This is a genomic window from Priestia veravalensis, from assembly GCF_001457055.1.
GTDB classification, from domain to species: Bacteria; Bacillota; Bacilli; order Bacillales; family Bacillaceae_H; genus Priestia; species Priestia flexa.
This window is the reverse complement of the sequence record NZ_KQ758636.1, coordinates 45,176-66,891: the sequence shown is the minus strand read 5'-3', so window position 1 is coordinate 66,891 and position 21,716 is coordinate 45,176. Positions and strand designations below refer to the sequence as shown.

Genomic DNA, 21,716 nt, shown 5'->3' with positions numbered 1-21,716 from the left:
CGATAAATCGCCTCTTTTTTATTGAATCGCAACCGGTAATACATATAAAAGAACGGCCAGAAAATGTGTAACTGTGCCCCCAAGTACAAATAAATGCCAAATCATGTGATGGAAGCGAAAGCCTCGCCATACGTAGAAAATAGCTCCGATTGTATAAAGAACTCCGCCAATAACAAGCAATGCTAAGCCTGGTGTCTCTAATGTTGCTTTTAAAGAGTTCCATGCAAAGACAATCATCCAACCCATTAACACGTATAGGACTGTTGAAATAAAGAGGAATTTCTTTACGAAGAAAGCTTTAAACACAATTCCTGCAATTGCAATCCCCCAGACAACGGCAAAAAGGGTCCAGCCCATTGTTCCTTTCACAATGACGAATAAAAACGGTGTATAGGTTCCAGCGATAAATAAATAAATCGAGGAATGATCAAAGATTTCAAATAAATCTTTTACCTTGCCTTCAGGAAAGCTGTGAACAAGCGTTGATGATACATATAGTAATAACATGGTAATTCCATAAATCGTAAAGCTAACAATATGCCAAGGTGTACCTTGTAATGAAGAAAATACAATAAGAAGAGTGAGTCCGACAATGCTTAAAATGACCCCAATTCCGTGCGTGATTGCATTCGCAATCTCTTCACCTTTTGTAAATGTATGTGTATTCGCCACTTACAAAATCCTCTCTTTATCAAAATATATGGTCTTATTATAGACCATTTTTTAAAAATTATCTAATTTAACAACGGCTTGTACCAATAGATGGATGTGATTTATAGCTGTAAAATGCATGTATGAGAAGAGGAAATAATTTTTTCCGAAAAGACAGAAAAGTTGTCATGCCTTTGTTATTTCAAAATACATATAGAATGAAATGATAGAGAAGAGGGTGATTAGGAAGTGAAAAGAGAAGCGATATTTGATGAAGAGGGAATATATCAATATTCTTTTAAAGTAGCTTGGAGTGAAAAAAATGATCGAACCGTAACGTTCATCTTGTCATCTCCAATGAATACAGGCACTCAACAAAGTGAAGAGGAACTAAAGAAATGTATGCAGTTAGCACAACGGTGGGGCTTTGGTTCGTTAGAAATTGTCTATTTGTTTAGCTATCAAGCTGAAGATGAGACATTATTAGCGAAACTCTCAAAGCAGGAAGCCGTTGGAATTGGAACGAACCAATATCTGACTCAAGCGGTTAATCGTGCACATTTAGTAATTGCCGCCTGGGGAGATAAAGGCGAGATTCATAACAGGCAAGAGGATATCTGTACAAGTGGAAAGACTCCGATGTACTGTTTTGGAATGACCGATAACGGTTGCCCTATAGCTGTTGAAGATGCTTCGGAAGGTTTTGAACTGCAGAGATGGTCTTTCTCAGACAATGAGAAAGAAACAAAAGAGGTTTACTCATATATTGAAGAGGTAAATAATCAATTTTCTGAGCCTACATTTACTGAAATAAAGTCATTTGCCCAAGAAGAAGATCCTGCTGCTGTTATTGAAGAAATTATCGATATTTTCCGCTGAGGAACGTAATGAAATGAACTCTTGCATCATAGAATTGTATGAACCATGCTGTATAGGAGGTCATTACATGACAATTGATGAAGCGCTCAAAAGGGTGGAAACGTTATATGAAACTGTTAATACAACTTGCTTTCAATATGTAGAAGGCGCGAATGTCCAGAAGGCAGAACTCGATTTAACTATAATTGATGAACTTGGAAGTTTACTAAACTATTTATATGAATTAGATGTTCATGATGAAGCGTTATTACGCTCCATTTTAAATAAATTAGAATATGGACAACCTATTTATGATCTTGCCATGCTGAATCCAATCTCTTTGGAGGGAAATGAAGAGAAAATAGATGTTCTGTATGAAGAAAAGGTGAAGGTTGAAAAAATGTTGTTTGAAAGCTATAAGAAACAACATGAAAAGTTATTGCAAAAAGCCATGCCACACTTAAAGCAAATGCAGTGTGAACTCCAAGCATTTTTGTATATTTGCAGTGTCAAACAATAGTATATACAAATAAAATACTGCATGTTAGAATGGGAAAATAAAGAACTTTCTGAATAGAGAAGTCGTTACAACGGTATAGGTAATCATCTAAAGCATGAAGGTGATGGTAATGATAGTTACCTTTTCCTTTGTGCTTTATTTATTAGCCGATTAGATGGGGTTACTTGCTTACTGGGTCAAAAAGGAACGCTAATGCACGAATTTGTATCACACTCCTTATTGTATTTTCATCTAGTAGGACTTAAATATCCATAGATTGACATACCCTGGTTAAAAAATTGAGGTGAAAAAGTTATGCTTAATCATGAAGAAAAAGAAGCAGTGTATAAAGCTATTTATGGTCGACGAGATGTTCGAACGTTTTTATCTAAAGAAGTATCAGAAGAAAAAATCAATCGTATTTTAAATGCTGCTCACCACGGTCCATCTGTCGGGTTTATGCAGCCTTGGAATTTTATTTTAATTTCATCTGATAGCGTAAAAGAAAAATTAGCGTGGGCAGCTGACAAGGAGAGGCGAGCATTAGCTATTCATTATGAAGGCCAAAAGGAAAAAAAATTTTTAGAGTTGAAAATTCAAGGGCTGAAAGAAGCGCCGCTTACGATTTGCGTAACATGTGACCCAACGCGAGGCGGTTCCCATGTTCTAGGACGCAACTCAATACCTGAGACGGATATTATGTCAACGGCCTGTGCCATTCAAAACATGTGGCTTGCTGCTTACGCTGAGGGACTTGCGATGGGATGGGTGAGCTTTTATAAGAAAAATGATGTGCGAGACATTTTAAATATTCCACCGCATATTGATCCTGTAGCCCTCATGTCCGTCGGATATACGGAAAATTATCCAGAAAAACCGATTTTAGAGCAAGCGAATTGGGCTCAGCGCCGCTCTTTAGAACATCTCATTTATGAAGATGTGTGGGGAGAGAAAAGCAAATAAATTAATTGCCCCAAAACTAGTTGAGTTTACATAAAAAACGAACGAATTACTAATTGTGAATTAAAATATTCGTTTTTATTATTGACAAGCATGTCGAAACGAGGTATCTTTATATCAAGAAAAAGCTGAATACGGTCACTCATATATGTTTGATAATATGGATCGAACGTTTCTACCTTGTTACCGTAAATAACAAGACTATGAGTAAAAAGTAAATCTAGGTTCCCGCTTTTCATCATGAAAAGGTCTGGTCCAAGCGATTTACATGCTTAATGTTTTCGACAGAACGGCATGACACCGAAGGGATAAAAGCCCAGGCGGGTAGGTTTTTGCTCATCTATTATGAGATGCCTACCTTTGCTTTGGGCTTTTTCTTATTGTATCTATTGTGTATGCTTGTCGTTGGGTGTGCCGCTAGCTTTCTGGGGAGACAAGCTAGCGGAGGGAGACGAAGCTACACGCTTTAGCATTTCTGCAAGCCCTCATTAACCATTGGAAGTACATTTATCTATTTTCTAGCATTTTCTTTGTGTAAGCAGTGTGGGGACACTGCTTCTTTTTTTGCTTAAATTTGTCGAGTAATCAACCGATTTATTGAAAGAAAAAGAAGGTATTTTAGGTAATTTAGCGAATTAGTGCAAACAAGAGCTTCAGCTCCCCGATAGGCTGAAGGAATAGTATCGCTTGCAAAAAAAGAAAAGATTATAGAGGAGAGGGTTAAGGTTGTTACATTTGGTTAACGTCCGCTTACCGCTAATTCATGATCACGCACTTTTTGAAGTGAAAATTACAGATGGAATATATACCTCAATTGTGTTACAAAACGGCTATATGGAAGATGATGAGTTTGAAGAGCTGCACGCAGATGTTTTGGGGAAAGAAACGGCTTTAGACGCTCAAGGGAGAGTTATGCTACCTGGTTTTGTAGATATGCACATGCATTTGGATAAAGCGCACTCTTTACCTCAAGTGCCCAACCTTTCTGGTACACTATCTGAAGCAGTTGAAAACTATGCGTCTAGCATTGCGTTGTTTTCTGAAGAAGAAATTAGACAGCGTATTGTAAAAACAGCACTACAGGCATTAGCAAATGGAACGACAGCTATTCGCACACATATCGATTTTAATTGTTTATTAGAAGAAGATATTCTATTTAGAGGGCTTCAAGCAGCAGCAGATGCACGAGATGAGCTCAGTCCATATATGGAAATTCAGCTTGTTCCATTGTTTGGGTCGGTAAACACACATGATGACTATATTATGAGAAAAGTTGAGAGAGCAGCAGAGTTGGGAATTGATGCAATTGGAGGCTGCCCTCATTTAGCTAGTCATCCTAACGAAGATATAGATGCCTTGTTTACTCTCGCTAAAAAGTATGATTTGCCATTGGATTTGCATATTGACGAAAGTGATAACCCTAATATCGACACGATCATTTATTTGGCAGAGCAAACCATTGCTCATAAGATGGAGGGAAAAGTAGTAGCTGGTCACCTATGTTCATTAGCAGGAATGGACGAAGAAAAAGTTCAGAAAATTTTAACTTTAATACGTGATGCTAAAATTGGGGCCGTAACGCTTCCGGCTGCGAACCTTTATTTACAAGGGCGTGAAGACCGAGGAATTATTCGAAGAGGAGTAACGCGAATTAAGGAACTTCAAAAGTCAGCTATTCCCGTAGCGACCGCTTCAGATAACGTTCATGATCCGTTTCATCCGTTTGGAAAAGCCGACTTATTACAAATTGGCTTGCTAACAGGATATGTTGCTCACATGGGGAGTCCCGAAGAACAAAAGCAGCTTCTTCGAATGATTACTAGTATTCCAGCAAGATTAATTGGAAAAAGGAAATATGGAATTGAAGAGGGAAATGAAGCAAACTTCGTACTTTTAAACGTGCAGTCAATGCCAGAGATATGGACTGAAATTCCAGAGACACGTTTTGTTTATGTTCAAAAACGGTGGGTTAGTGTGAAGGAGACGCATCAACGCTTAGCTGATCATAATTTGACAGCTCTTTGGAAAGAGAATCAGCTATTAATTGGATAAAAAAAGAAGCACTCACAGAGTGAGTGCTTCTAAATTATTACTTTTGAACGTTAGCAGCTTGTGGTCCACGAGCGCCTTGTTCGATTTCAAATGATACGTCTTGACCTTCTTCAAGTGTTTTGAAACCGTCGCCTTGGATAGCTGAGAAGTGTACGAATACATCGTCTTGACCTTCAACTTCGATGAATCCAAAACCTTTTTCTGCATTAAACCATTTTACTTTACCTTGTACCATTGTAGTACCTCCTGTGTGGAACAATCCACGAATATATTACTATCTCTGCTCAATTTCAATAAAAATCACTTTAAAGAAAGTCTTTCTATTTCTAACACCGAACAAGAAATAATATACCTAGTATAACACTTTTTCTTTAAAAAGAAACCTTTTTTTCGAAAAAAACTATGTTAACTTCAAAAAAGAACTTAATATGTTACAATTTGGATAAAGAAGGGGAGGCGACTAGAATGGAAGACTTGTTTTCTCTATTAATATTTATTTTTGTTTTAATTTATGTTGTCGTGGCAAATCGAGAAGTGGTGGAAAAGCTAACTTGGCAACAGCGTATTGGAATTGCTGCCACTTTTATCATGACCATTGGATTTGCAGTCGGTTGCTTTTATATCGGTAGTCAGATGCTGCAAAATTATATTGAAAATGGATTCATTCAAATGGTTATTAAAATTATCATGGTCATTGTTGTCATGACAGCTGCAATTAAATGGATGCATTTGGCTTTTAGAAAAATTACGAATGGCTTAATAGGAAATGATGTATAAGAGAATATAGAAATTAATTATTTTAATGTATAAATACGTTGCTTTTTATTCATAGGGAACCCTTATTTCTTGATAAGAAAGCCTGTTAAATCACGGATGTATAAAAAAAGTGCATAAACGATAATTTTTATATACATATAATGAGGCTGGGACATAAGTAATTCAGCTTTAATCGTTCAGGTTTTTTATTGACTGTGAAAACAATGTTGCTGAAGGATATCCATTCCTTAAATTTAGAGAGCTTAGCATTTTTTAGGATAGGCTAGATTATCCAGTTTTATATTTACATTTATTTCTAAAAGTGATATCATAATAATATGAAAAAGATATAATTACAAAGGGGAGATTACTTTGCAGGAGCGTCAAGCGTGGATTTTAAATGGTTTTGTGGGCATTCTGTTGATTTTAGTAGCCATCATTGGTGGTGTTTTTATGCTCATTCAAGAAGTGCCGCTTATAGGACTTTCGCTTATTGCTATTGGTGGATTGTTAGCTTCCGGTGTGACGGTTGTACAGCCGAATCAATCTCAAGTTGTTATTTTCTTTGGAAAATACTTAGGAAGCATTCGTAACAGCGGTTTGTTCGTAACCGTTCCGCTAACAATTAGACGTACCATCTCATTACGAGTTCGAAATTTTAATAGTAAAAAGTTAAAAGTAAATGATGTAGAAGGAAACCCAATTGAGATTGCCGCAGTTGTTGTTTTTAAAGTAGTAGACTCTGCCAAAGCAGTGTTTGATGTAGATTCGTATGAAGAGTTTGTGGCGATTCAAAGTGAAACAGCGATTCGAGCAGTAGCGACGCGTTATCCTTACGATACGTTTGAAAACGTAGAGCTTACGCTTCGTGGAAATGCAGATGAAATTTCTGATGAATTAGCAAAAGAGCTGCAAGATCGTCTTGAGGTTGCTGGTGTAGAAGTTATTGAAGCGCGCTTAACGCACTTAGCATATTCAACAGAAATTGCAAGCGCCATGCTACAAAGGCAGCAGGCAACAGCTATTTTATCAGCCCGTAAGAAAATTGTTGAAGGTGCAGTTTCAATGGCACAAATGGCAGTTGAGCAATTAGAACAAGATGGTATACTAGATTTAGATGAAGAGCGTAAAGTCAATATGGTCAACAATTTGATGATCGCAATTATTTCAGATCGAGGAACACAGCCTGTGGTGAATACAGGTAGCTTATACTAATTGGTTGTGAGAAGGAATGGCAAAAAAGAAAAGTTTCCCACTGCGAATTGACCCTGATCTCTATAAGCTATTAGAGCGCTGGGCACAAGATGAATTTCGAAGCGTCAACGGACACATTGAATTTTTACTCCGTGAAGCTGTGCGTAAAGAAGGACGACTCAGTAAGCGAAAAGAACAAAGTGACGAAACCTAGCAAGCTGGCGATATGCCAACTTGCTTTTTTCGTATGTAAAGGAAAAGTACGTGTTAGTGAACATAAAGATCAGGATATCATGGGAAGTGGAGAGAGTAATCACATTAAAGATTTGTCTTATTCAAAAGCCTCATGATTGAAATGAAGGATGAGCCACTCCTGCGGGACTAGTGAGACAGCTGAGACCCCGCAGTATACGAGGAAGCTCAGCGCTCGCTCTGCGGAAAGGGAACAATCTGAAATGGAAATCACACCGAGCAAAGAGAATGTTTTATAAATATGAAAAGAAAGTTATATTCTTCTCAATGTGAAATATTAAAACGATATCATTGCACTTTTAATTTGAATCAGGCTACAATAGGACGTATATGTAAAAAAGGAGTGAATAAAATGATTCGTTTTGGCGTCATCGGAACAAACTGGATTACAGAATCATTATTAGAAGCAGCAAGTCACGTAGAAGACTTCAAATTAACCGCTGTGTACTCAAGAACAGAAGAGCGCGCACAGGAATTTGCTTCTAAATACAACGTAACCACAACGTTTACTAACTTGGAAGAAATGGCTACGAGCGATCAACTCGATGCTGTTTACATTGCGTCACCTAATACGTATCACGCTGAACAAGCAATTCTATTCATGAAGAACGGCAAGCATGTTCTATGTGAAAAACCGCTTGCAGCCAATTCTACGGAAGTAACGCAAATGATTCAAGCTGCAAAAAACAACAATGTTTTATTAATGGAAGCAATGAAATCTACGCTTCTTCCGAACTTTAAAGTCATTGCAGAAAATCTACATAAAATTGGTCCCGTTCGTCGCTACTTTGCGAGCTACTGCCAATACTCTTCTCGTTATGATAAATACAAGGAAGGCATTGTGCTAAACGCTTTTAACCCTAAATTCGCCAACGGTTCTCTTATGGACTTGGGCGTATACTGCTTATATCCGCTGATTGCATTATTCGGTGCTCCAAAAGAAGTTAAGGCAACCGGAGTGATGCTGGAGTCAGGTGTTGATGGAGAAGGTACTGTAGCCCTATCATATGATGATAAAGACGCTGTTGTGATGTACTCTAAAATCACAAACTCACACCTGCCAAGCGAAATTCAAGGTGAAAAAGGAAGCATGATTATCGATAAAATTCATACTGCTGAAAAGGTAGAAATTCGCTACAACGATGGGTCGGTAGAAGAACTCACAGTCGAGCAAAGCCATCCGCCAATGTATTATGAAGTAAAAGAATTTATTGATTTATTAAACAGCGGCGAAACAGAATCAGCTGTAAACTCATTTGAAAATTCATATACAACAATGCGTGTGATGGACAAGGTTCGTAGTCAGCTGGGACTTGTTTTTCCAAACGATAACTAATAGATACAAACAAAGGAGCAGGGGAATTACCTCTGCTTCTTTGTTGATTTTTGAAATAAACGGCTCCCAAGTAACAAAGCGCCACCAAGTAAAAAATATATAAGCCCAATTGAAGTAGTAGGGACTACTTCTTTAAAGTCGGTATCTCCTAAAAGAGAAGAAAAGCTAAACACAAAAAAGAAGAAGCCAATCCAAAATGTTACTTTTCCCATGAACGATAGATTTTTTGTCATTATAACCCCTTTTTATATCCATATTTTAACATATCTGATTAACTAATTGGTAATAACATGATTTAAAACCACAGTTTGACTTTTAGTGTACCTATCCTTTAATATAAATAAGAACAAATGTTCTTATTTTGTTGTTTTTTTCTCAGCTTTCCCCTTTTTATCTACTATATTTAAAAAAATAGGAGGTTACTTATATGGTTAATCAATCTGTACATCATCTTATCCCCCCGTATTTAGAAACATCTTTTTCTACATTTTACTGGAAACATCGAGCAGCACTTTCTTCTCCTTTATTAAAAAATTTTTTAAAAAACGATTGTCACTACGACTTATTACAAATGACGTTTCACCACAAGAGCGAGCAATATGCGTCGTTAGTAGATGAAGCATTCAAACAGTTTTACAGTGAAATTCGCTTTTTGGCTTATGTTTCAACGTTGTGTAAGCACTTTGTACGGGATAAAGTGCAGCTTTATCAGAAGACACACTATGTAAAAAGCTTGGATCAGCCGGTTGTGAAAGAGGAACAGCGAACATACGGCGAAACGCTTGGTGTAGTGGATCGGGACTGGTGGAATAGATCATTTTTAAGCAATCAAATCGAAGATGAAGCGCTTTATAAAGCGCTCGTATCCTTACCGTGGAAGCAGCAGCTTATTCTGCATTTTCGTATTGTTGAAGGATGGACGAACGGTGAAATTGCTTCTTTTTTTCACGTCTCTCCACAGGCCATTTCATTTAAGTATCGGAGCTCACTTATGCGATTAAAACAACAATTAGAAGGAAGGGATGCACATGGTTGAATGGTTATCCGTTATTAATCAAGTTGGCTTTCCTGTTGTGGTCTCGTTTTATTTGTTAGTGAGGGTTGAAACGAATATTAAACAGCTGGAAGAAACTATAGAAAATCTTTCAAGTGACTTAAGAAAGAAGTGATGTTACATGACAACTCTTTATAAATTAATTGAACGAGTGAAAAAAGATGATGAAAAAGCTGTTGAAGAGCTTCTGCAAAGGCTATCTCCGAAAGTGAAGAGCGCAGCTCAAGCCGCATGCGCCTCAGAACGTGAAGATATTAAGCAAGAGCTGAATGTTAAAATTGTACAAGCAGCAAAGAAATTTAGCTTTGAGTATACACCAGGATTTTGGGAAACTGTCTTAAAAGAAGGTCAGCAAAAGCAGTAAATAAAAAGCAGATGTCTACATGGGCATCTGCTTTGTTTATGCGTTATGACTAAGAAGTAGGGTTATACTTGCTTTTGTGTTTTCTTTGTCTTATCATCTTCATCGTCTTCCATCATTCCTTTGGTAGCAAGCTTAAACTCTCGCAGCGTTTTTCCTGCTGCTTTTCCAAGCTCAGGAAGCTTTTTTGGGCCGAATAAAAGCAAAGCAACAAAGACAATCAGCGCAATTTCTCCAAAACCAAGGTTCATGGTCATCGTCTCCTAGTCAAAGAATCAATACAAGTTCATTATAGCATGGATTATGTTGTTAAGAAGTGAATTTTAACCCAATTACGCCAATGACAATAAAGGAGATAAATAAAAGACGCTTCCAATCTTTCTTTTCATTAAAGAGAAACATCCCTAATAATACGCTTCCTACTGCCCCAACACCAGTCCAAATGCTATACGCAGTCCCGATTGGAATGTCTCGTAGAGCTAAGGAAAGTAAATAAAAGCTGGCAAGGCTAAATGCGCTAAACCCAATAGAAGGAAGCAGGCGCTTAAAACCATCTGACAGTTTTAAAAAAATAACAAACCCAACCTCACATATTCCTGCTCCAATTAAAGCAATCCAAGCCATATTAGCCTTCCTCCTTTACATCATCACTCGATACCAGCTTAATACCAACAATACCAACAAGCATTAACACTAAGAAAAAGATTCTGGTTAAGCTCGCATCTTCATTTAAAGCAACCATGCCAATGATGGCTGTTCCTGCTGCGCCTATACCTGTAAAAATGGCATAAGAAGTCCCAACTGCAATGTCTTTTAATGCTTTTGAAAAAAAGAAAAAGCTAATGACAATTGCGATTAAGGTTACAACAGAAGGCCAAAGCTGAGTGAAGCCTTCTGAATACTTTAGGCCCATTGCCCACACAATTTCAAACAAACCTGCAATAATTAAATAAATCCAAGCCATGGATAAAACTCCTTTAACATTCTTTTATTCCTTTTTAATTCCTAACCAAAAAACGTTCCAAGCATCTTTTATTTTGGTAGAATAGCGCTCTTGATCGTAGTAAAAGCGCTGAATAAATAACCCATCCGCTAAGCAATAAAAGCTGTTAATATAGCGGTCAATTTTCTCGTCTCGCATTGTTCCTTCTGCAATTCCTTGTTCAAAGATGGATGTTAATAATCGATCAGATAACTCTTCAATTTACCTAACGTTCGGTAGGGGAAACTATATCAAACTAGAAAAAAAGAAGCAAGAGTTATCCTGCTTCTTTTAGAAGGAATTTTGACATTGTCATCATTAGTGCTGTCATAAAAATAAGTTCGAATGTATTTGTTACGGCACCGCTCTCGATCGGAAGTGGAATAGCACTTCCTGCAATCATTAAAACAACTCCAATCAGCATCACATTCCATTTAGTATGGCGAAAAAGTGAAATGCTTACTAAAAGTAAAATAAACGTCACGATTAAAACCATAATTGGTGGTCCACTGTGCGCGCCAACTAGCGTATAACGAAGTATGCCATATTCGACGACTGGTTGAAGGGTTTGATGCATAATCTCTGTGATTTCATACACGATTAAGGTAATGGTAATAAGGAGAAAGCTATAAAGAGTAACGTTTTTCTTAGCCCATTGCAGTTTCGCATGCCTCCCAATACCCAAAGCAAAAAGTACAAGAGTAGGAGTGAAGAAAGCATGACCTAGAAATCTCCATAGGTTTAGCGTTTCAAGAGTGGATCCTTCACCAATAAACAAGCCGATCGCTAATAAACCATTGTCATAAATGAGCCCTAGCATCACGACTAATAAAAAATATGTAAAAGAATGACTTGTTCGCGTTCTATAAAGAAACAAGCCCCAACCTAACAAGGCAATATATAAAGCAGTAAAAGAAAAATAAAGCACCGTGTCGATTATTATTTATTCACCTCTGTCATGCAATTTATATTTGTCTACGAGCTTTATACCCAAAATATTTAAAATTCAATCGTGAAAAAGAACATCTATCTTCCTAAAACAGAAATGGTTATAAAGTTTGTCTATGTATGTGAATTTGGTAGTCAGTGTAACCTTTCTGACTACTCTCTTTATGAGTCTATCAAATTATATATCTTACTTTTTCTTTAATGACTATAGGAACATGCTCATTTTAGTGAAAAATCAGTATTTTAACAATCACATTAGAAAGATTATGGAGTGAAAAGTAAAATTAAATTCATTTGTAATCTTTTTAAGGGTTTTACATTACAGGAATGTTTCATGTATTAAAGATATTGCATCTTCGTAATGTGAATGTGTAAAAAATATAAAAAAAAATAAAGGATTAAAGAGCTTCTATTAGGCGAATGGTCACGAATGCTAGAGAAAATGCTTGGAAACGACAGCGTTGTGAAAGCTCCTTGACCTTTTATAACCAATACAAAAAACATGTATCGTTTGAGCTATTGACCGTTTCTTCGTGCGAGTGGTAGGTTTAGACCTGTTGAATTTGGTGCTCGAGCCCAAACGTAAAAATGAAATTAGATAAAGAGAAGAGAAGCGAAATCGCAGATGAACGCTAACAATTTCAGCGGTCAGCGCTATTTTGGAAGGAGAAGGATAAGAGATGATCTTAATAGTCCTATGCTGCTTATTTTTACTAGGCTATGGCATTTGGGAGTATCGTAGACATTTGCGTAAACTGCATTCAATTCCAGTTCGAGTAAATGTTAACGGTATTCGAGGAAAATCAACTGTTACGCGTTTAATAACAGGAATTGTAAAAGAAGCAGGTTACAAAACAGTTGGAAAAACAACAGGTACCCAAGCGCGAATGATTTATTGGCACACATCAGAAGAAGAACCAATTATCCGTCGTAAAGAAGGGCCAAATATTGGAGAGCAACGACGCGTTGTAAATGAAGTTGCCGATATGGGAGCCGAAGCACTTATTTGTGAATGTATGGCCGTTCAGCCAGATTATCAAATTACATTTCAAAACCAGCTTATTCAAGCCAAAGTGGGCGTTATTGTAAACGTACTTGAGGATCACATGGATGTAATGGGGCCAACTTTAGATGAAGTTGCCCAAGCTTTCCTAGCGACAATTCCTTATAATGGACACCTTGTTACAATTGAAGGTCCTTATTTAGAGTATTACAAAAAGGTTGCAGCGGAGCGAAATACAAAAGTAATCGTTGCTGATAATGATCGTATTTCTGAAGAGTATTTACGTAAGTTTGATTACATGGTATTCCCAGATAATGCTTCAATTGGTTTAGCTGTTGCTGAAGCACTAGGCATTGATGAAGAAACGGCAATGAGAGGAATGCTAAACGCTCAGCCAGATCCAGGTGCAATGAGAATTACGAAGTTTGGAGATACAAGTAATCCAGCTTTCTTAGTAAATGGATTTGCAGCCAATGATGCTTCATCAACACTTCGTATTTGGGAGCGTGTAGATTCTATGAACTATAGCCCTAAGCTTCCGATTGTTATCATGAACTGCCGTCCAGACCGTGTCGATCGCACAGAACAATTCGCGGTTGACGTAATGCCTTATATAGAAGCAGATGTGATGATTGCAATTGGTCAGACAACCTCACCGATTGCGGATGCGTATGCAAAAGGAACGTTACCAACGAAAGAGTTCTGGGATATGGAAGGTGCATCAACAGAAGAAATTCTTGAGCGCATGAAACCATATTTAAAAGATCGCATTGTCTATGGTGTCGGAAATATTCATGGTTCAGCAGAGCCACTTGTAGAAGCGATTATTGAAATGAAAACGATGAAAAAAGCAGTTTAATCTAGGAGGCCATTTCATGTTCGGATCAGATTTATATATTGCCCTTGTATTAGGGATAACTCTCAGCTTAATTTTTACGGAAAAAACAGGTGTACTACCTGCAGGGTTAATTGTTCCAGGGTACTTGGCACTTATCTTTGATCAGCCAATGATGATTGTCGTTGTATTTGTTATCAGTTTACTAACATATGTAATTGTTGTTTATGGTATTTCAAAAGTAGTTATTTTATATGGACGTCGTAAGTTCACCGCAATGTTAATTACAGGAATTGCAATTAAAGTCATTTTTGATTATTTCTATCCTGTCCTACCATTTGAAGTATTTGAGCTACGTGGTATTGGAGTTATCGTACCAGGATTAATCGCCAACTCAATGCAAAAGCAAGGTGTACCATTAACGGTTGGAACAACAGTATTGCTAAGTGGAATCACGTTTGGTGTAATGCAAATTTATTACCTATTTTAATAAAAAGTTAAAAGAAAGGAGGCCAAACATCAGTGAAGAAAAAGCAGCTAAACTTTCAGGAAAAAGTATTGATGTTCATAAAACGAACGAAGCCAAGCAGTGGAAAACAAGCACTTATCCTTACACCTATTTTAATCCTTGTTTTGGCACTAGCAGGTTGGGTTCAGCGTTCGGATGCGCTTCAAGATCCTAATCTTGCAAAAAAAGAGTCAAGTGATGATATCACCTTAACGATGGTTGGGGATATTATGATGGGTCGACATATCAAAGAAGTGACGAGCCGTCACGGAGAAGATTTTGTTTTTCGAAATGTTCAGCCTTTCTTTGATGAGTCTGACTATGTGAGTGGAAACTATGAGTCTCCTATTTTAACAAACGACGAAGATTCTTACGAGAAGATTGATAAAAGCATTCACTTATACAGTGAAGAAGAAGATTTAAAAACAATGAAAAATGCAGGATTTGATGTATTAAACCTAGCGAATAACCACGCGATGGATTACGGTACAAAAGGTCTAGAAGATACGCTTGCATCTTTTGAAAAAAACCGTATGAACTATGTCGGTGCTGGTCGTAATAAAGAAGAAGCGAAACATATTTCATATAAAGAAGTAGACGGTGTGAAGATTGCATCCGTTGGTTTCACAGACGTATATGTTGCAGGAATGAAGGCCGGTAAGAATAACCCAGGCATTTTAGATGCAGATCCAGATGTTATTTTTGAAACAATTCAAGAAGCGAAAGAAAATGCGGATTTAGTTGTTGTAAACGCGCACTGGGGTGCAGAGTACGATGTAGAGCCTAGTGAGCGTCAACAGGGCTTAGCAAAAGCAATGGTTGATGCAGGTGCGGATATCATCATCGGGCATCACCCTCACGTTTTACAGTCATTTGATGTTTATAATGGTTCAATTATCTTCTATAGTCTAGGAAACTTTGTCTTTGACCAAGGTTGGTCAAGTACAAAAAATACGGCGATGGTTCAGTACAACTTAAATAAAGAGGGCCAAGCTACGGTAGATGTCATTCCGATGATTATTAAAGAAGGTAGTCCTACGCCAACAGATAATCCATGGCGCATGAAACGAATTTACAACGACTTAACAAAGTACGCATCAAATGAAGGTCGTTTAGAAAAAGAGGATAAGAAGTTTCAAATTAAACTTGATCACACACACGTAATGAAGAGATCGCAGGAACGTCAAAACCAAAGTGATGATGCTCCTGCTAACAATACAGAAGAAGCATACACACAACAATAATTCAGCTAAAGGAGATGAAAGATGATGAAAAGACGAAAATTGCTTTTTGTAGCCATTATCATCTTTTCTCTCATTATTAGCGTCGTAGCGTATCAATTTTTATTTCCCAAAAAAGAGTATGCCGTTAGTACATCCGACCCTTATGCAACAAAAGTGGGGATGAATGTACTGAAAAATGGCGGTACTGCTGTTGATGCAGCGATTGCGATTTCCTATGCACTAGGCGTTGTTGAGCCATATGGCTCCGGTGTCGGTGGAGGTGGTGGCATGCTGATTGATCCAGCTGATGGAGATTCTACCTTTATTGATTACCGCGAAGTCGCTCCGAATTCAGATAAAGATGAGCAAGAAGGTGTTCCAGGCTTTGTCGCTGGGATGGAATACATTCACCAAAACTATGCAACAAAATCAATGAGTGAGTTAATAAACCCTGCGATTTCTTACGCAAAAGATGGCTTTAAAGTGGACCAAGATCTTCATGATAGGTTGATTTCGTATCAAAAAAACTTAGATGAAGATGAGCTTGAGCAGTTTTATCCGAATGAAGAAGCAATTGAAGCGGGAGAAGTCTTAAAGCAAAAAGATTTAGCTAAGACTCTTACAACGATTAAAGAAGAAGGTGCTTCTGCTTTTTATCGCGGAGATATTGGTGATGAAATCGCTGATGGGACGGAGATTTCAAAAAAAGACTTGCGCGATTATGAAGCAGTAGAGCGAAAGCCTTTAGAAACGAACTATAAAGGTAATCGCATCATTAGTGCTCCACCGCCGTTTTCAGGCGTCACGCTTATTCAAATGCTAAAGCTTGCTGATGAAGAACAAATTTGGGAACTAAAGAATGAAAAGACAAGCTTGTTTAACCACTACCTAGGTGAAATATCGAAAGTGTCTTATCAAGATCGATTAGATAAAGTAGCTGATCCATCTTTCATTAAGCAAGCTCCTGAAGACTGGATCGATGATCGTTACGTTCATTTATTAGGAAATAAAATTAATGAAACGCGTACGAAAAAAACGAAAGTTAGCGATGTAGAAGAGCACGAAAGTACAACGCATTTTGTTGTAATAGATAAAGAAGGAACGGTTGTTTCCACAACCAATACGCTAAGTAATTTCTTCGGAAGTGGAAAAAACATCGAAGGCTTCTTTTTAAACAACACGCTTGGTACTTTTGGTGAAGGCATTAATAAAATTGAAGAAGGTAAACGACCACGTACATTCACAGCGCCCACTATTATCCGCGGTGAAGATGAGTGGGTAATGGGAATCGGGACACCTGGAGGGAACCGAATTCCACAGGTGTTAACGCAGGTGCTAGGCAACTATTTTGACAGTGGTCAATCGATTGATAAAGCAGTGCAGTCAAGCCGCGTCATCTTTGATTCTGACAAGCTATATTCTGAAAAAGAACTTGAAAATGATGTGAAAGATCGATTGAAAACGTACGGATATGATGTGAAACAAACCGATAATCCGATGTTTTACGGAGGGGTACAAGCCCTCATTCAAGATAGAAATGAGTATACGATTTCAGGAAGCGCAGATAAAAGAAGGCATGGTTTGTGGGATAAAAGTACAGAATAATTGAGGAGGAATAATCATGGTAGTTAAACGTATTGTAGGAGTAGTAGCCCCAGTTGTTATCGTAGCAGGAGTTGTGGTTACGTTAGGAGCTTTAAAGCATCCAACAACTTTATCGACAATTGAAGAACAAAAAATTGAAAAGAACTTAAAAATGATGGAGCAAACTGAACAGCAAACAACGACTGAGCAACCTTCATTATCTTTAAACAAGTAAGTAAATCATCGTCGGTTAGCGTGATTAAAAGAGGCTGGGACATAAGTAGTTCAGTCCTTACTATACCTGAACGATTGAGAGTTCATAACTTTTAATCGTTCAGGTTTTTTGTTGATTGTGAAAACAATGTTGGAAACAGGGTGGAATGGAGCGTAGGACACTCGACTCCTGCGGGAAAGAGAGGAAAACTGAGATCCCGCAGCGCAGCGAGGAAGCTCAGGTTCCTCCCCGCGGAAAGCGAGTGGCCGTAGCGCAATGGAACGAACGTGTTGAGACAAACCAAAGAGATGGGAACAGCTATTGTTCGTCTTTTAGAAGCAATCATTTTGTTATGTCCCAAACTCTTTTTTATACTACACACAACAAAGAAAGAAGTGAACAGCATGTGGAATAAACGGAGAGCTCTTATAGGAGGAGTTTCTTTATGTGTATTAATTGCGACTTCAGTATGGTTTGTTCGTAATCACGATGAAAATAACACGCCGTTATTTAGCAATGGAGATTCATCTTATGGAGTTAGCTCTTCCAACCCCATTGCAGTTGATGTAGGTATGAAGGTACTAAAAGATGGAGGTAATGCTGTAGATGCAGCAATTGCTGTATCTTACGCGCTAGGCGTTGTCGAACCATACGGTTCTGGAATTGGTGGCGGTGGCGGCATGCTTATTGCCAAAGAAGGTGAAGAACCGACCTTCATTGATTACCGCGAAGTAGCACCTAGCTCTTTGGAAGGAAAAACGGGAGTTCCTGGCTTTGTAGCAGGAATGGAATATGTGAATAAAAAATATGGAACAACGTCTATGACAAAGTTGATTGATCCTGCTATTGAGTATGCCGAAAAAGGATTTAAAGTAGACGAACTCTTAGCGAGCCGATTATTTTACGCAAGTGGACGGATGGACGTCAGCAATTTATCAAGCTTCTTTCCGAAGGGGGAAGCTATAAAAGCAGGACAGGAGCTAAAGCAGCCTGAGCTTGCTGAACAGTTAACGTATATTAAACAAAACGGAGCGGCTGGCTTTTATCAAAAGGACATTGCCAATCGTCTAGCAGAAGAAACAAGCATTTCACTAGAAGATTTGCAAGAATATGAAGTGGAAGAAAGACAGCCGGTTGTTTCAACATACAAAGGAAATGAAATCATTGCGGCTCCACCTCCATTTTCAGGTATTACGGTTATTCAAATGTTAAAAATGATGGAGAAAGAAAACGTTAACATAAACGAGCAAGAAGTCGACTATAAGGCTATTAAGAAAATTAAAGAAATAGCGTACGCTGACCGAGTAAAAGAGATTAGCGATCCTGCTTTTTACCCGCAGGATGTAGAGCGTTTCCTTAGCGATGAATACATTGAAAGTTTATTAGAAAACTCAGAAAAACGTGAAGTGGAAGGTGCAGACCAAGAACATGAAAGTACGACTCATTTTGTCGTTATTGATAAGGAAGGTACGACCGTATCCACGACCAATACGCTAAGCAATTTTTTTGGGTTAGGTAAGCAAGTAGATGGCTTTTTTCTTAATAATAATGCTGATACGTATGGCTCAATCGGCGTAAATAACCCTGAGCCTGGGAAAAGAGCCCGAACGTTTACATCTCCTTTAATTATCCGCAAGGAAGGAGAATGGGTAATGGGAGTAGGAACGCCGGGGGGAACTCGTATTCCACAGGTGTTAAATCAAGTATTAGCCCGCCATTTTCAAGGAGGAGAAGGGTTGGAAAAAGCGGTTGAAACGCCTCGCTTTATCTTTGATCAAGATACTCTTTATATCGAGCCAACTACGCCTGAAGAAGTAATTGAGCAGATGAGTGCTTTTGACGTACAAAGCAAAACAAGCGACGTCTATTACGGAGGCATTCAGCTGCTTGTGAAAGATCTTGGTAACGGCAGGATAACAGGTGTCGGTGATTCTCGCCGAAACGGTGTGTGGAAGCATAGCTAAGAAAAGGTAGCAGGGGCTACCTTTTTATCGTTTCGTAGACGGATGGAGTTTCCATGTAGCGGATCGTATGAAACTCTGAATAATTTGAATGATAATGAACGTAAATCGGAGCGTGGTCCAAGTCAAGCATTTGCCTAAAGAAGAAATGATCTCCGTATCGTAAAGCAGTTAAAAGCACCGGCATTTCTTTATTGAAAATAGCGTATCGAATGGCTTGAATCGATTTATCAGTATGGTGATCACCAATGAAAACGTATACGTAAAGAGCGGTTGTATCTTTGTAATGAACCCATTCCCCAAAAAGTTCGTTTCGCTGTTCGTTGAGCATGTCTTTAGCAAATGAAGCTCCAATAATTAAATACAGGGAATCCGTTTCAGAGACATAAGTCAGCGTATAGCGCCTTTTTAAAAAAGGCTGGGTAGGAGTTGCGCCGTGTCGGTATGTAACGCTAAACTCTTCAGGATTAAATGCAACCATCCTGCGTCATCCTTTCATGCTTTTAAGTAGTCTATGCCCGCACTAGGAAAAAAAGTCATTCAAACCCCTATTCTTTACAACGCCTATCTAAAACAGCTAATCTATAAAAGTGTAGGCGACTAACGAACGCTAAAAACAAAGTGGAAAAGGGGGAAGAAAATGGAGCCGTTTTATATTGTTCTATCCATATTCTTAGCCGCGATGCTTTCATACGACATCGCAAAATTTGTTCGAGGAGATAGACCTGACTGGAAAGAAGGCCTTGTGACGTTTCTCGTATTTATTGGATTTCTGGCAGCCATGCAGATGGCGTTTCAAATTGTGTAGAAAAGACCACTGACAAGTGGTTTTTTTTTAGTTTTGTGTTTCTCTTTTATTGATTAAATAAATTTGTTCCAACATTTGAAGAAAATAAAGCTTAGGACGTCAGAAATGATGAAAGTTAGATAGAAAAGAGGTACTCTTTGTACTAGTTGAGAAGAGTGCTTTTTAAAGTATTAGAAGATAGACCAGTTCTTATCAAAAGCCCATGATTGGAATGGAAGATGCGAGACTTCTACGGGACTAATAAGCGAGATGAGACCCCGCAGTATACGAGGAGGCTCAGCGCTCGCCCTGCGGAAAGGGAGCAATCTGGAATGGAAATCATGCTAAGCAGAGAGAAATTATCAAACGAAGTCTCGTATTACTCTACGTTTATTAAATGTGCTAAATGCTTGTTCTAATGAATAAGCTTTATAGTAGAAAATAAAACTACAATTTGCGAAGGAGCAGAGGGTTTGTATAACAAGCGAAGGCGATTCATTAAACTAATGCTCGTCATTGTAGGGCTCGTAGCCGTATTGACTATAGGTGCTTTGGGATTTCAATTTACCTTTTTCTCTTCCACATATCATGCTAAAAATACGATTGAAGAATTCTATGACCTTGAACAAAAAGGAAACTTCTCAGATTCGTGGGAATCCTTTCATCCCGCTATGAAAGTTCGTTTCGAGAAGGGTGCCTATATTCAGGACCGTGCTCATGTTTTTTTTAATCACTTTGGTGTCGAAACATTTTCCTATGACATTACGGAAGTGGAAAAACTAGATACATGGAAAATGACAGCGGATGGCGAAGAGTTAACAGACGTTTATCAAATGAAAGTGATTCAAGTTTATAAAGGGAAATATGGGAACTTCTCCATTGACCAATATGTATTCGCAGTTAAAAATGAAGGAGAATGGACCGTTGCATGGGATTATAATCAGTGAAAAAGCATATGAACTCATGTGCTTTTTTTTATTGAAACTCCGTTATGTTTTTTAAAGAGGGGGTACAATGAATAAGGGAGGAGGTCTGATAATGAAGTTTAAAGCCATTTTATTTGATGCGTACGGAACATTATTTGATGTACATACCGTGATTAAAGCATGTGAAGAATACTATCCTGATAAAGGAACAAAAATAAGTCAGTTGTGGCGCCAAAAACAAATCGAATATGCGATGCAAAGCCAAATTATGGACCGCTATGTTGACTTTTATGAACTCACAAAAAAATCATTACGCTATGCTATAGATGCTGTGGATGAGAAAGTAACACCTGAAAGTGAAGAAGCGTTACTTCATGCTTATTTCAAGCTTAACCTGTACTCTGAAGTGAAACAAGTACTGGCGTATTTAAAAGAAAAAGGACATCTGCTTGCCATCTTTACAAATGGACCTAAGCATATGATTGATCCACTCGTAGCTCACCACAGGTTAGCACCTTTATTTGATGATGTCATTTCTATTGACGAAATCAAACAGTACAAGCCGTCCATGGCTAGTTATCACTACGTAGCGAATAAGCTAGAAGTGGAACGTGACGAAGTGCTTTTCTTATCATCAAATCCGTGGGATATTGCTGGAGCAAAGAATTACGGATTTTCAACTGTGTGGGTAAACCGTGATCATCAAGTGCCGGAGCATCGTGAATTAACGCCTAATCGTGTAATTCATGACTTAACAAATTTAGTCAAATAA

30 protein-coding genes and 1 riboswitch are annotated in these 21,716 nt (G+C 38.1%); of the genes, 21 read left to right on the top strand and 9 right to left on the bottom strand.

Going from position 1 to position 21,716, the window contains the following annotated elements; genetic code table 11:
* Positions 1-18: 18 nt before the first annotated feature.
* A complete protein-coding gene (gene trhA / locus AS180_RS06775) occupies positions 19-672 on the bottom strand; it encodes a PAQR family membrane homeostasis protein TrhA (RefSeq protein ID WP_025908251.1) in 654 nt (217 codons plus the stop codon).
* A gap of 228 nt (positions 673-900) precedes the next feature.
* On the opposite strand from trhA, the gene AS180_RS06770 reads away from it, so the two are divergent.
* The 4 genes from AS180_RS06770 (at position 901) to AS180_RS06755 (ending at position 5,020) form a co-directional block, all read left to right on the top strand.
* Positions 901-1,530 carry a DUF1643 domain-containing protein gene (locus AS180_RS06770; protein ID WP_025908250.1) on the top strand — a complete coding sequence of 210 codons (630 nt, stop codon included), beginning with the start codon at positions 901-903 and terminating at the stop codon, positions 1,528-1,530.
* 67 nt (positions 1,531-1,597) lie between these two features.
* A complete protein-coding gene (locus AS180_RS06765; RefSeq protein ID WP_025908249.1) occupies positions 1,598-2,029 on the top strand; it encodes a hypothetical protein in 432 nt (143 codons plus the stop codon).
* 294 nt (positions 2,030-2,323) lie between these two features.
* Positions 2,324-2,971 (top strand): 5,6-dimethylbenzimidazole synthase, encoded by a 648-nt coding sequence (bluB, locus tag AS180_RS06760; RefSeq protein WP_025908248.1) that lies wholly within the window; start codon positions 2,324-2,326, stop codon positions 2,969-2,971.
* A gap of 119 nt (positions 2,972-3,090) precedes the next feature.
* Positions 3,091-3,192: riboswitch (purine riboswitch) on the top strand.
* Positions 3,193-3,694: 502 nt separating this feature from the next.
* The gene (locus AS180_RS06755) at positions 3,695-5,020 is read left to right on the top strand and encodes an amidohydrolase family protein (RefSeq protein WP_062686589.1); all 1,326 of its coding nucleotides are present in this window, start codon (positions 3,695-3,697) and stop codon (positions 5,018-5,020) included.
* A gap of 37 nt (positions 5,021-5,057) precedes the next feature.
* Here the strand turns inward: AS180_RS06755 and AS180_RS06750 are convergent, their stop codons facing one another.
* Positions 5,058-5,255 (bottom strand): cold-shock protein, encoded by a 198-nt coding sequence (locus AS180_RS06750; protein ID WP_025908246.1) that lies wholly within the window; start codon positions 5,253-5,255, stop codon positions 5,058-5,060.
* Positions 5,256-5,485: 230 nt separating this feature from the next.
* Here AS180_RS06750 and AS180_RS06745 point away from each other — a divergent pair, with 230 nt between their 5' ends.
* From AS180_RS06745 to AS180_RS06735, 4 genes are all read left to right on the top strand, one after another.
* Entirely contained in the window at positions 5,486-5,797 is a 312-nt protein-coding gene (locus AS180_RS06745; protein WP_025908245.1) for a hypothetical protein, read from the top strand.
* Positions 5,798-6,148: 351 nt separating this feature from the next.
* The gene (locus tag AS180_RS06740; protein WP_062686588.1) at positions 6,149-6,991 is read left to right on the top strand and encodes an SPFH domain-containing protein; all 843 of its coding nucleotides are present in this window, start codon (positions 6,149-6,151) and stop codon (positions 6,989-6,991) included.
* A 16-nt stretch (positions 6,992-7,007) separates the two neighbouring features.
* Positions 7,008-7,184 (top strand): type II toxin-antitoxin system antitoxin, encoded by a 177-nt coding sequence (locus AS180_RS21570; RefSeq protein WP_082636353.1) that lies wholly within the window; start codon positions 7,008-7,010, stop codon positions 7,182-7,184.
* Between the two features lie 390 nt (positions 7,185-7,574).
* Positions 7,575-8,558: a Gfo/Idh/MocA family protein gene (locus AS180_RS06735; RefSeq protein ID WP_025908243.1), complete on the top strand. Its 984-nt coding sequence runs from the start codon at positions 7,575-7,577 to the stop codon at positions 8,556-8,558.
* Between the two features lie 26 nt (positions 8,559-8,584).
* On the opposite strand, the gene AS180_RS06730 is transcribed toward AS180_RS06735, so the two are convergent.
* The gene (locus AS180_RS06730) at positions 8,585-8,791 is read right to left on the bottom strand and encodes a hypothetical protein (RefSeq protein WP_025908242.1); all 207 of its coding nucleotides are present in this window, start codon (positions 8,789-8,791) and stop codon (positions 8,585-8,587) included.
* A 194-nt stretch (positions 8,792-8,985) separates the two neighbouring features.
* Between AS180_RS06730 and AS180_RS06725 the strand changes: the two genes are divergently transcribed.
* Genes AS180_RS06725 through AS180_RS06720 form a run of 3 tightly spaced genes read left to right on the top strand, consistent with a single transcriptional unit; the run spans position 8,986 to position 9,976 of the window.
* Positions 8,986-9,594 (top strand): sigma factor-like helix-turn-helix DNA-binding protein, encoded by a 609-nt coding sequence (locus tag AS180_RS06725; protein ID WP_025908241.1) that lies wholly within the window; start codon positions 8,986-8,988, stop codon positions 9,592-9,594.
* Entirely contained in the window at positions 9,587-9,727 is a 141-nt protein-coding gene (locus AS180_RS21565) for a YvrJ family protein (RefSeq protein ID WP_224840046.1), read from the top strand. The genes AS180_RS06725 and AS180_RS21565 overlap by 8 nt, the downstream gene beginning before the upstream one ends.
* 6 nt (positions 9,728-9,733) lie before the next feature.
* Positions 9,734-9,976, top strand: a complete 243-nt coding sequence (locus AS180_RS06720) for a helix-turn-helix domain-containing protein (protein ID WP_025908240.1) — start codon at positions 9,734-9,736, stop codon at positions 9,974-9,976.
* 62 nt (positions 9,977-10,038) lie between these two features.
* On the opposite strand, the gene AS180_RS06715 is transcribed toward AS180_RS06720, so the two are convergent.
* The 5 genes from AS180_RS06715 to AS180_RS06700 all read right to left on the bottom strand — a co-directional run bounded on the left by AS180_RS06715 (position 10,039) and on the right by AS180_RS06700 (position 11,832).
* Positions 10,039-10,224, bottom strand: a complete 186-nt coding sequence (locus AS180_RS06715) for a twin-arginine translocase TatA/TatE family subunit (protein ID WP_025908239.1) — start codon at positions 10,222-10,224, stop codon at positions 10,039-10,041.
* Positions 10,225-10,282: 58 nt separating this feature from the next.
* Entirely contained in the window at positions 10,283-10,597 is a 315-nt protein-coding gene (locus AS180_RS06710; protein ID WP_025908238.1) for a DMT family transporter, read from the bottom strand.
* A gap of 1 nt (position 10,598) precedes the next feature.
* On the bottom strand, positions 10,599-10,937 hold the full coding sequence (locus AS180_RS06705) for a DMT family transporter (protein WP_025908237.1): 339 nt from the start codon (positions 10,935-10,937) through the stop codon (positions 10,599-10,601).
* Between the two features lie 24 nt (positions 10,938-10,961).
* Positions 10,962-11,114 (bottom strand): hypothetical protein, encoded by a 153-nt coding sequence (locus tag AS180_RS22360; RefSeq protein ID WP_156413456.1) that lies wholly within the window; start codon positions 11,112-11,114, stop codon positions 10,962-10,964.
* 118 nt (positions 11,115-11,232) lie between these two features.
* The gene (locus AS180_RS06700; RefSeq protein ID WP_224840043.1) at positions 11,233-11,832 is read right to left on the bottom strand and encodes a hypothetical protein; all 600 of its coding nucleotides are present in this window, start codon (positions 11,830-11,832) and stop codon (positions 11,233-11,235) included.
* Positions 11,833-12,583: 751 nt separating this feature from the next.
* On the opposite strand from AS180_RS06700, the gene pgsB reads away from it, so the two are divergent.
* The 7 genes from pgsB (at position 12,584) to AS180_RS06665 (ending at position 19,234) form a co-directional block, all read left to right on the top strand.
* The gene (gene pgsB, locus AS180_RS06695; RefSeq protein ID WP_025908235.1) at positions 12,584-13,765 is read left to right on the top strand and encodes a poly-gamma-glutamate synthase PgsB; all 1,182 of its coding nucleotides are present in this window, start codon (positions 12,584-12,586) and stop codon (positions 13,763-13,765) included.
* Between the two features lie 16 nt (positions 13,766-13,781).
* Entirely contained in the window at positions 13,782-14,231 is a 450-nt protein-coding gene (pgsC, locus tag AS180_RS06690) for a poly-gamma-glutamate biosynthesis protein PgsC (protein WP_025908234.1), read from the top strand.
* 32 nt (positions 14,232-14,263) lie between these two features.
* Positions 14,264-15,493: a CapA family protein gene (locus AS180_RS06685; protein WP_025908233.1), complete on the top strand. Its 1,230-nt coding sequence runs from the start codon at positions 14,264-14,266 to the stop codon at positions 15,491-15,493.
* 21 nt (positions 15,494-15,514) lie between these two features.
* Positions 15,515-17,077, top strand: coding sequence for a gamma-glutamyltransferase family protein (locus tag AS180_RS06680; protein ID WP_062686587.1), 1,563 nt, complete (start codon positions 15,515-15,517; stop codon positions 17,075-17,077).
* A gap of 16 nt (positions 17,078-17,093) precedes the next feature.
* The gene (locus tag AS180_RS06675) at positions 17,094-17,291 is read left to right on the top strand and encodes a CapE family protein (RefSeq protein WP_025908231.1); all 198 of its coding nucleotides are present in this window, start codon (positions 17,094-17,096) and stop codon (positions 17,289-17,291) included.
* A gap of 145 nt (positions 17,292-17,436) precedes the next feature.
* Complete coding sequence (locus AS180_RS06670; RefSeq protein ID WP_062686586.1) at positions 17,437-17,685, top strand: hypothetical protein; 249 nt, start codon at positions 17,437-17,439, stop codon at positions 17,683-17,685.
* On the top strand, positions 17,675-19,234 hold the full coding sequence (locus tag AS180_RS06665; protein WP_062686585.1) for a gamma-glutamyltransferase family protein: 1,560 nt from the start codon (positions 17,675-17,677) through the stop codon (positions 19,232-19,234). The genes AS180_RS06670 and AS180_RS06665 overlap by 11 nt, the downstream gene beginning before the upstream one ends.
* A 16-nt stretch (positions 19,235-19,250) precedes the next feature.
* On the opposite strand, the gene AS180_RS06660 is transcribed toward AS180_RS06665, so the two are convergent.
* The gene (locus AS180_RS06660) at positions 19,251-19,712 is read right to left on the bottom strand and encodes a staygreen family protein (RefSeq protein WP_062686584.1); all 462 of its coding nucleotides are present in this window, start codon (positions 19,710-19,712) and stop codon (positions 19,251-19,253) included.
* Positions 19,713-19,871: 159 nt separating this feature from the next.
* Here AS180_RS06660 and AS180_RS23145 point away from each other — a divergent pair, with 159 nt between their 5' ends.
* The 3 genes from AS180_RS23145 to AS180_RS06650 all read left to right on the top strand — a co-directional run bounded on the left by AS180_RS23145 (position 19,872) and on the right by AS180_RS06650 (position 21,716).
* Positions 19,872-20,039: a hypothetical protein gene (locus AS180_RS23145; protein ID WP_165932531.1), complete on the top strand. Its 168-nt coding sequence runs from the start codon at positions 19,872-19,874 to the stop codon at positions 20,037-20,039.
* 452 nt (positions 20,040-20,491) lie between these two features.
* Positions 20,492-20,965, top strand: coding sequence for a hypothetical protein (locus AS180_RS06655; protein WP_025909276.1), 474 nt, complete (start codon positions 20,492-20,494; stop codon positions 20,963-20,965).
* A gap of 91 nt (positions 20,966-21,056) precedes the next feature.
* The gene (locus AS180_RS06650) at positions 21,057-21,716 is read left to right on the top strand and encodes a haloacid dehalogenase type II (protein WP_062686583.1); all 660 of its coding nucleotides are present in this window, start codon (positions 21,057-21,059) and stop codon (positions 21,714-21,716) included.

What these genes read in the sequence shown, in the direction of transcription:
- AS180_RS06765 (WP_025908249.1), top strand. Translation starts at nt 1,598, where the DNA reads ATGACAATTGATGAAGCGCTCAAAAGGGTGGAAACGTTATATGAAACT.
- bluB (WP_025908248.1), top strand. Translation starts at nt 2,324, where the DNA reads ATGCTTAATCATGAAGAAAAAGAAGCAGTGTATAAAGCTATTTATGGT.
- AS180_RS06750 (WP_025908246.1), bottom strand. Translation starts at nt 5,255, where the DNA reads ATGGTACAAGGTAAAGTAAAATGGTTTAATGCAGAAAAAGGTTTTGGA.
- AS180_RS06745 (WP_025908245.1), top strand. Translation starts at nt 5,486, where the DNA reads ATGGAAGACTTGTTTTCTCTATTAATATTTATTTTTGTTTTAATTTAT.
- AS180_RS21570 (WP_082636353.1), top strand. Translation starts at nt 7,008, where the DNA reads ATGGCAAAAAAGAAAAGTTTCCCACTGCGAATTGACCCTGATCTCTAT.
- AS180_RS06735 (WP_025908243.1), top strand. Translation starts at nt 7,575, where the DNA reads ATGATTCGTTTTGGCGTCATCGGAACAAACTGGATTACAGAATCATTA.
- AS180_RS06730 (WP_025908242.1), bottom strand. Translation starts at nt 8,791, where the DNA reads ATGACAAAAAATCTATCGTTCATGGGAAAAGTAACATTTTGGATTGGC.
- AS180_RS06725 (WP_025908241.1), top strand. Translation starts at nt 8,986, where the DNA reads ATGGTTAATCAATCTGTACATCATCTTATCCCCCCGTATTTAGAAACA.
- AS180_RS21565 (WP_224840046.1), top strand. Translation starts at nt 9,587, where the DNA reads ATGGTTGAATGGTTATCCGTTATTAATCAAGTTGGCTTTCCTGTTGTG.
- AS180_RS06720 (WP_025908240.1), top strand. Translation starts at nt 9,734, where the DNA reads ATGACAACTCTTTATAAATTAATTGAACGAGTGAAAAAAGATGATGAA.
- AS180_RS06715 (WP_025908239.1), bottom strand. Translation starts at nt 10,224, where the DNA reads ATGAACCTTGGTTTTGGAGAAATTGCGCTGATTGTCTTTGTTGCTTTG.
- AS180_RS06710 (WP_025908238.1), bottom strand. Translation starts at nt 10,597, where the DNA reads ATGGCTTGGATTGCTTTAATTGGAGCAGGAATATGTGAGGTTGGGTTT.
- AS180_RS06705 (WP_025908237.1), bottom strand. Translation starts at nt 10,937, where the DNA reads ATGGCTTGGATTTATTTAATTATTGCAGGTTTGTTTGAAATTGTGTGG.
- AS180_RS22360 (WP_156413456.1), bottom strand. Translation starts at nt 11,114, where the DNA reads ATGCGAGACGAGAAAATTGACCGCTATATTAACAGCTTTTATTGCTTA.
- pgsB (WP_025908235.1), top strand. Translation starts at nt 12,584, where the DNA reads ATGATCTTAATAGTCCTATGCTGCTTATTTTTACTAGGCTATGGCATT.
- pgsC (WP_025908234.1), top strand. Translation starts at nt 13,782, where the DNA reads ATGTTCGGATCAGATTTATATATTGCCCTTGTATTAGGGATAACTCTC.
- AS180_RS06680 (WP_062686587.1), top strand. Translation starts at nt 15,515, where the DNA reads ATGATGAAAAGACGAAAATTGCTTTTTGTAGCCATTATCATCTTTTCT.
- AS180_RS06675 (WP_025908231.1), top strand. Translation starts at nt 17,094, where the DNA reads ATGGTAGTTAAACGTATTGTAGGAGTAGTAGCCCCAGTTGTTATCGTA.
- AS180_RS06670 (WP_062686586.1), top strand. Translation starts at nt 17,437, where the DNA reads ATGGAGCGTAGGACACTCGACTCCTGCGGGAAAGAGAGGAAAACTGAG.
- AS180_RS06665 (WP_062686585.1), top strand. Translation starts at nt 17,675, where the DNA reads ATGTGGAATAAACGGAGAGCTCTTATAGGAGGAGTTTCTTTATGTGTA.
- AS180_RS06660 (WP_062686584.1), bottom strand. Translation starts at nt 19,712, where the DNA reads ATGGTTGCATTTAATCCTGAAGAGTTTAGCGTTACATACCGACACGGC.
- AS180_RS23145 (WP_165932531.1), top strand. Translation starts at nt 19,872, where the DNA reads ATGGAGCCGTTTTATATTGTTCTATCCATATTCTTAGCCGCGATGCTT.
- AS180_RS06650 (WP_062686583.1), top strand. Translation starts at nt 21,057, where the DNA reads ATGAAGTTTAAAGCCATTTTATTTGATGCGTACGGAACATTATTTGAT.